The following is an 8,872-nucleotide window of genomic DNA, read 5'->3' as shown; positions in this document are numbered from 1 at the left end:
CGCCAATTTTTACACGATTAACTGGAACATTAAGAGCTTCATGCCTAACTTTAACGTGAAATACTTTACTTCCTTGTCAATCTTGGTCTTTGCCGTCGGTGGCTGTGAAAAGATTTCACCATACGTTAACCAAATGAAAATTGGGTTCGACCCCCACCGGAGGCATTTTTAACTATTCTTGATGTCTTCATATCTTTCTAAACGTTGATATGAAGGCATTTTACTTTTAAATAAAACACTGAAAAATGTATTTATTTTAGTTTCTGCGACAAAATTAAAACTTGCTTCCCAACGTGGGGCCGCCTGTTTGGACGGCCTTTTATTTTGGCTCTTTGTCAATCAATACTGATAGAATAATTCAATAAGGTTAGTTTAAGCAGCGAAACTGTTTGAACTAGCCTTTTCTTTTGATATTGATTTGATCATGAGATTAGAATTCTTCAAAGCCAATAATATACGAATGCGGAAATGGCCAAAGTTACGAAAACCATAAGCTGTTCTTTTAATTGCCTTAATTTTATTATTAGTACCTTCAATTGGACCATTAGTGAGCTGACATTGAAAGCTGTTGATAATTTCATCCTTATGAAGACGAAGAGTTCGTTGTGCCTTTTTCAATGGTTGAGGAAGGTCAGTTAACTTCCAACTTAACAGCTCTTGGAAAGTGGCTTTATCATGATGATTAACTGAATTGATCAATGCTTGATAATATTCATAAGCGACCTTGAGGTCGTTTGACAATGCTAGTAACCGATCCACAATTTCACTATTAGAAAGCCAGGCATTGTCAAAGCTACGTCGACGATAGTAATGTATAAAGTCTAATTGGCTATTTTTTTGCATAAGTAACTTCCAAAATCGTTTTAGAATGCGATATTCATGTGTTCCTGATCCATAGTAATTCATGGTTTTAATTCGCACAGCTTGTAAGGCACGATAGGCCTGCACTACCACATGAAAGTGATCAGCCACAATTACTGCATGTGGGAAAAGTTCATGAATTAGCCGTCGGTATGGCTGGAAAAGATCAACAACTACAATCTTGACGGCACAACGTGCCTTAAACGAATAGTGTAATAAGAAATAGTGGCGTAAGGTATTTGATTGTCTTGATTCGATAATATCAATAGTGCGGTGATTAAGCGGATTCATTAAGATCATGCTCATGCCACTTTGTGCAAATTTGCCGGATTTAAAATCGTCAAACGCAATTGCCGCTGGTAACCACTGACGGTTGGGAGTAAAGCTACCAGTCATTTGATCAAGTGCCCGACTGACAGTGTTAACTGAAACAAAATGTTGCCGAGCAATAGTGGCTTGTGAAATATTCTGAGTCAGTTCTAAAGTAATGTGCTGTTTAACTAAATTCGCAATCCGACAGCCTTTATTAATTCCTCGAATGGGCGCAACACACGTGACTGTTTTTGGACAAGAAGCCGAAGGCTTACAAAGATATTGTTGCTTAATGATATTCAACACCGTTGGCTGTCCAGCAATCGAAAGAATGCGAATCTTAACTGGTCTCTTTCGAAGCCAGCCATTTCGTTTCATCAATTGACCACACACCGGGCAATGCATAGGAAATGATTGCAAAAGGTGAATAACTTTTACTCCATTTTGTTCAGTCGTGGTTGGTTCATCAAATTTTAAATATGGATCGTTGATTCCTGTTAAAAAACTGATATCATTACACATGAGGATTAAATTCCTTTCTGGAGGACAATTACTACGGTTGGTATTTGATGGGTAATTGTCCTTTTTATTTTTATCATAATACTAAAAAACAGTACCGACAGATGAAGAACATCTATCAGTACTGAATATCATAGAACCTTTATTTTGCATTGCGATAATCTGCGACAAAATATTTTTTCAAGTGTCAGATATGTCACCATACTACGATTTTAGCCAATAAAAGGGGATGAACCGTGATTAATCCATCCCCCGAATAGTATTTAATTAATTATTAGTCATTGAACCATCTGGATAAACGTTAACACTTTGAGCAGTTCCGGTCATTGAACCATTATCAAGTTGACTTTGTGAGATTGCTTTAACGAAATAACTGCCATCTGCATTTCTAGCAGGTTGTCCTGTGTCAGCGTCTTCCATAACTACCCAATGATAATCCCCGTTATTATCACCATATTTAGCACGAGCGGCTGCTAAGGCTTGATCTGCGTTATTAATGCCGCTTTGTTGGCTATTCTGACCTTGTGCTTGCTGTTGACCACCATTATTAGATTGCTTAGTGGTTGTTTGTTGATTGTTGCCATTGTTACGTTGATTGATAGTGCTATTATTCTGAACTTGACTACTGCTAGAAGTCGATTGCGATTGCTTTTTATAGCAGCTTGCTTGCGTGTCTTGCGTTGTTTTACAATTTTAGCTGGCTTGCTACTGCTAGATGATGATGAACTATGACTTTTCTGCGATGCCATATTATTACAGGCTGATAATGAAAAACCGGTCAAAATCGTAGCACAGATTAAACTTAATTTTTTCATTCTGAAATACCTCCTAATAGTACTTACAAATCTATTATGCGCCTTAAATTAATCGAAAAGGATGAGGAAGAATCAAAATAGTGAACAGCTGTTATAATTTTGACAATATAAACGCTGAAAATGGCAAAATTGCACGTTAGCAAGTAACTTGACTACTAATATATCGATGGCTTAGCCAAAATCAAATTATTTTGAAAAACGAATATTTTGTATAGTAAGCACTGGTACCGCTCCTAAAAATATAATGTTTTCTGATTTGGTGGTAGGGGGATTAAAATACTGGTGCGGGTTTAGTAATTTGTATATTAGGCTATCTTTTTATTAACAGTATCATTTGGTCGTAATTGAATTATTATTGAGCGATGCAAAATTAAAGGGGATGAGCCATAACCGGTTCATTCCTTTATTATTTTAATTACCATATTTTTTTACCTGCGTTAGTTTCTAAAATATGCTATTATGATATGCGGTTATCTTTATATATAGGTAGAAACTATTCTAAATTGGTGCCTTAATATTAGATATGAAGATTTAATCATGTATGATTAAAGAAATTGTCATTTATCTATTGATAATTAAAATAATAAAATTATGAATTTAAAAGTGACGATTTAGACGAACGGTCGGTGAATCATTGCGGGTTTAATGGTTCTTATCGTTCTAATAAAATGCCTTCAATAAGGTTAAAAAAAGAGCTAATTTAGTCCTAGCTAGTTGAGCACAACATATTGTGTTTAAAATGTCAATACTTTCTATAAATTGTATTTTGCGCTAAGATAAGAACCGTTAATGAGAGGGGAAATTCATATGAAGGTACAAATCGTAAATGAAAAAGATTTAAATCACCTGACTGACTTAAAAGTTGTTAAGCGTGATGGCACGGTTACCGACTTTTATGCATATAAAATTGCCCTGGTTTTAAATGCTTTACATGCTGACGATCATACAAAACAGGTTGTTGCTACGACCTTATTTGAAAACTTAATTAAAGAAACCAACGTTAAAACAACGACAATTGCTGATCTCTTTATCAAGGGATTAGAGGAAGCTGGACATCCTGAAATGGTGAAAGCCTTTAAGGATTACCGTAAGCAAGATGAAGAAAACTTTGCCGAAGCTACTAATCCCCAACACAAGCTTGAGCAGCTTTTTGACCGTAACTCACGGGTTGTTCATGAAAATGCTAACAAGGATAGTCATGTTTTTAATACCCAGCGGGACCTTGAAGCTGGAATGGTCAGCCGGGCATTAGGCCTGAAAATGTTACCGGAAATCGTTGCTAAGGCGCACCTTCGTGGTGATATTCACTGGCATGATCTGGATTATTCACCAGTTACTCCGGAAACCAATTGTTGTTTGATTGATTTTGATGAGATGTTTAAGCATGGTTTTAAGATTGGTAATGCTTGGGTATCATCACCACGGTCTATTCAAACGGCAACGGCGCAAATGTCACAGATTATCGCTAACGTTGCTTCTTTGCAATATGGTGGTTGCTCGGCCAACCGAGTTGATCAATTGCTGGAACCATACGCCAAAATTAATTATCAAAAGCACATGAAGGATGCTGAAAAATGGATTGTTCCTGACAAGCGGGAAGCATTTGCCAAGGCAAAGACTAAAAAGGATATTTATGATGCTATGCAGGCCTTAGAATATGAAATTAACACCCTCTATTCTAGCCAAGGACAGACGCCATTTACGACTGTTAACTTTGGCCTAGGTACTAGTTGGATTGCTCGTGAAATTCAGAAGTCAATTTTGAAGATTCGGATTAAGGGCCTGGGTAAGGAACACCGGACAGCAATTTTCCCAAAGCTGATTTTCACCCTTAAACGTGGACTTAACCTTAATCCTGGTGATCCTAACTATGATATCAAGCAATTAGCCCTTGAATGCTCAACAAAGCGGATGTACCCAGACCTGTTAATGTATGATAAGATCAAGGACATTACAGGTAGCTTTAAGACTCCAATGGGTTGTCGTTCCTTCCTGCAGGGATGGAAGGATCCTGAAACCGGTAAGGAAGTTAATTCTGGCCGGATGAATCTTGGAGTAGTCACCGTTAACTTACCACGGATTGCCTTGGAAGCTCATGGTGATAAGAAGCTCTTCTGGCAGATCTTCAGGGAAAAGATGCGGATTTGCAAGATTGCCCTGGATTACCGGATTAAACGGACCAAGGAAGCTAAGCCAGAAAATGCACCACTGTTGTACATGTATGGTGCCTTTGGTAAGCGGCTCAAGAAGACCGACAGTGTCGATGAAGTCTTTAAGAACAGCCGGGCAACCGTTTCACTTGGCTACATTGGTTTGTATGAAGTCTGCACGACTTTCTATGGCCCAAAGTGGGAGCATAATAAAGAAGCTCACGATTTTGCTGTTTCCATTACTAAGGCGATGCACGACCTATGTGCTAAGTGGGAGAAAGAGGAAGGTTACCACTTTAGTTTGTACTCAACCCCGGCTGAATCTTTGACTGATACATTCTGCCAAGATGATATTAAGAAGTTCGGGCGGGTACCAAACATTACCGATAAGGAATACTATACCAATAGTTTCCACTATGATGTACGAAAGCACCCAACGCCATTTGAAAAGCTTGAGTTTGAGGAAGACTTCCCTTACCAGGCTTCTGGTGGATTCATTCATTATTGTGAATATCCAAATCTGCGGCAAAATCCAAAGGCTCTAGAGGCTGTTTGGGACTGGGCATATGATCACGTTGGCTATCTCGGCACCAACACGGCAATTGACCAGTGCTTCAAGTGCGGTTTTAAAGGTGAGTTTGAACCGACTGCTCGTGGCTTTAAGTGCCCACAATGTGGTAATTCTGACCCGGCCACTTGTGATGTGGTCAAGCGGACTTGTGGTTACCTGGGGAATCCTCAGCAGCGGCCAATGGTTCATGGTCGGCATGAAGAGATTATTCACCGGGTTAAGCATATGAGCCCGGGAATGATTGCCAATGCTGCTCAGTATGAAAAGAATCGTCAATTCGATAATAAAGCTCATGCCGACATTACCGGAGATCAGATTTAATTTTAGTTAATGATTGTAAATAAAAAATGAAAAGGGAGATCAACTTTGGTCTCCCTTTTCTAGATAGGAAGGATAAAATGGCATACACAGATCCAAAAACGAAACTTCGTTATCCAAAACCGAAAGAATGGTTAGCTAAAGACCACTCTTTGCAATACATTGCTGACTATAAGCCCTTTAACTTTGTGGATGGTGAGGGAGTACGTTGCAGTGTTTACGTCAGTGGTTGTCTTTTCAATTGTCCGGGTTGTTATAACAAAGCCGCTCAAAACTTCCATTATGGTCAGCCTTACACTAAGGAGTTGGAAGACCAGATCATGAAAGACATTTCGCAAAGTTACGTCCAGGGCTTAACCTTGTTGGGTGGCGAACCATTCTTGAACACCCAAGTCTGCTTGAAATTGGTTCATCGATTAAGAAAGGAGTTTGGTCATACAAAAGACGTCTGGGCTTGGTCTGGTTACACCTGGGAAGAATTATTAAAGGATTCAGCTGATAAGGTAGAACTCTTACATAACATTGATATTTTGGTTGATGGACGATTTGAACTAGCCAAGAAAGATTTGACCTTACAATTCCGTGGCAGTTCTAACCAGCGGATCATTGATGTCCCTAAATCCTTAAAAGCTGGCAAGGTAGTCATTTGGGATAAGTTGGTTCACTAGGCGGTGATTAGTAATGACAGAATTGGATAGTGCCGTCTGGGCAAACGAACCGGGCTGGTTACAGAAGAAACGTCAACTAGCGGGGATGCTACAAGGGCGTTTTCCTAAGCAAACTGACCAAGAAAATTGGTTAAAGGCTTGGCAAGGGCCAGCAACGGCCAATAGGGCAGCTGGCTGGTTAACACATACTGGTAAGGATTACGTTGCTCTGCCCTTGGATCGGGCGGTGAATAGCTATTCAGAAATGCTCCAGGAAAATCTAATGGAGAAGGCCCTTTTTTGGCAGGATGGGCAACTTAATGCCACCCACCTTAACCGTCTTGACGGTGGCCAATTTATTTACGTACCAGACCACTCGGTTGTGGACCAGCCAATCAGGTTAAAACCTACTCTGGAACTCCAGAATCCTCATACGGTGATAATTGTTGGCTCAGGGGCGCAGGTAACTATTGAAGAGACTGCAACGATTACAAGTACGGCTCCCGTTTTCGCTGGTGTTGAGATCCTGATCGGGACAGGTGCTCAGGTGCGATACCGCCAATTCAATTGTTTCACTTGTCCACGGGCCTACCAGGCTGTTCACTCTTATCAAGCTCGTGGAAGTAAGCTGTGGTTAGAATATGGCCAGGTCAGTGCAGTGAACGTTACTACCAGCCTTTATAGTTTCCTTGATGGTCACCATACTAATTGGACAGCCCAGGCTGCTATTAAGGCAGTTAAGGGATGTCAAAACGTTTATCCGGTATTAGATGGTTATGGTGTTGGTACCCAAGGTAGCCTCCAACTGTGGGGGATCACTGCACCAGGAGCAAACTTACAATTGAATGCGTTAAAAACTGGTTCAGGGGAACCCCTGCAATTGCACGATCAGCAAACCAGACTGACGAAGAATGAGGACTTAAAGTCACATTTGCCAGCTAACAGTTGGCTAAGAAGTAAGCTTTAGTGTTACGTTGATGTTACAAAATTGGCCTAAGGTGGACTTAAAAGCGGGAATTTAGCTTTTATTTGGTTAAATTTCCGCTTCTTTAATGCTGTATATTACAATCAGTTATTCAAAAGAAAAGACAGTTTAGCCCCGCCATGACAGGTGTAAGTCGCTTTTAAACGTTAATGAATGTTACAAATTATTACGATTGAGGCTGAATTTGATAATTCAGAGTAATCCGCCTGTAATTTACGAGGTGTATAGTATAAAGCGTTGATTGATATGAGCGATCAATATTAATAATTAAAACTAATAATGATTAAACAAAAAAGGATGGGATTGAATCTTTATGAAGCTATCTAAACACATCGCTAAAATTACTGCCGCTGTTGCTGGTGCCGTTGCGCTGGGAACCATCGCAACCGCAACCACTGCAAACGCCGACTCAATTTACACGGTGCAAAGTGGTGATACTTTATCAGGAATCTCATACAAGCTTGGTCATGATCTGAGCTTTGTTGATACCCTGGCTTCTACTAATCACATTGCCAACAAGAACCTGATTTACGTTGGCCAAAAGTTGGTTATCAAGGACGACGGTGAAGTTGCTCCGGCAACCGCTCAAGAAGTTGCAACATTACCTAGTGCAACTCCTGAAAACACTGCTACGAGTGCTAGCCAAAATAATGTTAGTGAAGCTGCTGCCAGTGCTAGTCAGAACAATAATGCCAGTCAGGCAACTGTAAGTGCTAGCCAGGCAACGAGTGCTACTAGTGAAGTTGCTAATACTAATACTACTAGCCAAGCTACTAGTGCTGCTAGCCAGGCTTCAACTACTGTTCAAGCACAAAGCACGCAGGCTCAACGGACACAAACCGCTCAACCTTCTACTCAGGCACGGACCGCTGCAACAACTAACACTAGCTACACCACTAGTGCTAATACTAATTATTCTTCAAATGTAAGTGGTAATGATGCTGCCGCCAAGGCTTGGATCGCTGCTCGTGAATCAGGTGGTTCTTACTCAGCACGGAATGGTCAATACGTTGGTAGGTATCAGCTTTCTGCTTCTTACCTGAACGGTGACTACTCTGCCGCTAACCAGGAACGGGTTGCTGACCAATATGTCGCTAGCCGTTATGGATCATGGACTGTTGCTCAATCATTCTGGCAGTCACATGGTTGGTACTAAAATTAACTTAAATAATTAAGATCGAATAAAAAGGTGATGACGTCCGCAACGTCATCACCTTTTTTGCGCTTGCTTTTTTCGTAATATTTTGATTAAACCATACAGAACACAGAGAAGGATGAATATAGTGATCACGAGGATAAGTTTCTTGATGTCTAGTGAGAACAAAGCATGACCACCATAAGCATAAAGAAAAGCAATTGGTAATGTTCCTAAACTAACCGCTAAGAAGTAATTTTGCTTAGGAATTTTAAGGACGGTTGCTACGCAATTGACCAATAGGTTGGGAATAATTGGAACGCTAAATCCCATTATCAAGCCCAAAAGGGGATAACGTTGTCGTGATAAGTAGGTAAAAGCGCGACGGTGGCGAAAGCGATCGGTAACCCCACTATGATGAACAAGGGTTAAAACAAAACCATTGCCAAGAATATTGCCACACCAATTAATAAGGAAACCACCTAACGGCCCAAAACAAGCACCGGTAAAAATACAAACCACGGAATTTGGGGCACCGGGAATGCTACAAAGGACTGCA

Annotated in this window: 8 protein-coding genes; 4 read left to right on the top strand and 4 right to left on the bottom strand. The window is 40.4% G+C overall.

Features of this window, described 5'->3' with window-relative positions:
* Positions 1-372: 372 nt before the first annotated feature.
* The 3 genes from ACEYV4_RS08185 to ACEYV4_RS08175 form a co-directional block, all read right to left on the bottom strand.
* Positions 373-1,695: an ISL3 family transposase gene (locus ACEYV4_RS08185; protein ID WP_373842829.1), complete on the bottom strand. Its 1,323-nt coding sequence runs from the start codon at positions 1,693-1,695 to the stop codon at positions 373-375.
* Between the two features lie 264 nt (positions 1,696-1,959).
* Positions 1,960-2,112, bottom strand: a complete 153-nt coding sequence (locus tag ACEYV4_RS08180) for a hypothetical protein (protein WP_373842828.1) — start codon at positions 2,110-2,112, stop codon at positions 1,960-1,962.
* A gap of 53 nt (positions 2,113-2,165) precedes the next feature.
* Positions 2,166-2,507 (bottom strand): hypothetical protein, encoded by a 342-nt coding sequence (locus ACEYV4_RS08175; protein WP_373842827.1) that lies wholly within the window; start codon positions 2,505-2,507, stop codon positions 2,166-2,168.
* Positions 2,508-3,314: 807 nt separating this feature from the next.
* Between ACEYV4_RS08175 and nrdD the strand changes: the two genes are divergently transcribed.
* The 4 genes from nrdD (at position 3,315) to ACEYV4_RS08155 (ending at position 8,334) form a co-directional block, all read left to right on the top strand.
* A complete protein-coding gene (gene nrdD, locus ACEYV4_RS08170) occupies positions 3,315-5,549 on the top strand; it encodes an anaerobic ribonucleoside-triphosphate reductase (protein ID WP_373842826.1) in 2,235 nt (744 codons plus the stop codon).
* Between the two features lie 77 nt (positions 5,550-5,626).
* Complete coding sequence (nrdG, locus tag ACEYV4_RS08165) at positions 5,627-6,214, top strand: anaerobic ribonucleoside-triphosphate reductase activating protein (RefSeq protein ID WP_373842825.1); 588 nt, start codon at positions 5,627-5,629, stop codon at positions 6,212-6,214.
* 13 nt (positions 6,215-6,227) lie between these two features.
* Positions 6,228-7,160 (top strand): hypothetical protein, encoded by a 933-nt coding sequence (locus ACEYV4_RS08160; RefSeq protein WP_373842824.1) that lies wholly within the window; start codon positions 6,228-6,230, stop codon positions 7,158-7,160.
* A 331-nt stretch (positions 7,161-7,491) separates the two neighbouring features.
* Entirely contained in the window at positions 7,492-8,334 is an 843-nt protein-coding gene (locus ACEYV4_RS08155) for a LysM peptidoglycan-binding domain-containing protein (RefSeq protein WP_373842823.1), read from the top strand.
* A gap of 54 nt (positions 8,335-8,388) precedes the next feature.
* Here the strand turns inward: ACEYV4_RS08155 and ACEYV4_RS08150 are convergent.
* Positions 8,389-8,872, bottom strand: a 484-nt coding sequence (locus tag ACEYV4_RS08150; protein ID WP_373842822.1) for a TVP38/TMEM64 family protein, incomplete at its 5' end; no start/stop codon positions are given.

Origin of the sequence: Limosilactobacillus sp. (assembly GCF_041859915.1) — a bacterium.
Lineage (GTDB): Bacteria > Bacillota > Bacilli > Lactobacillales > Lactobacillaceae > Limosilactobacillus.
Note: the sequence above shows the minus strand (reverse complement) of the source record. Positions and strands in the feature narration are given on the sequence as shown.

Excerpts from the sequence above, each read along its gene's own strand:
- ACEYV4_RS08185 (WP_373842829.1), bottom strand. The coding sequence starts at position 1,695 with ATGTGTAATGATATCAGTTTTTTAACAGGAATCAACGATCCATATTTA.
- ACEYV4_RS08180 (WP_373842828.1), bottom strand. The coding sequence starts at position 2,112 with ATGGAAGACGCTGACACAGGACAACCTGCTAGAAATGCAGATGGCAGT.
- ACEYV4_RS08175 (WP_373842827.1), bottom strand. The coding sequence starts at position 2,507 with ATGAAAAAATTAAGTTTAATCTGTGCTACGATTTTGACCGGTTTTTCA.
- nrdD (WP_373842826.1), top strand. The coding sequence starts at position 3,315 with ATGAAGGTACAAATCGTAAATGAAAAAGATTTAAATCACCTGACTGAC.
- nrdG (WP_373842825.1), top strand. The coding sequence starts at position 5,627 with ATGGCATACACAGATCCAAAAACGAAACTTCGTTATCCAAAACCGAAA.
- ACEYV4_RS08160 (WP_373842824.1), top strand. The coding sequence starts at position 6,228 with ATGACAGAATTGGATAGTGCCGTCTGGGCAAACGAACCGGGCTGGTTA.
- ACEYV4_RS08155 (WP_373842823.1), top strand. The coding sequence starts at position 7,492 with ATGAAGCTATCTAAACACATCGCTAAAATTACTGCCGCTGTTGCTGGT.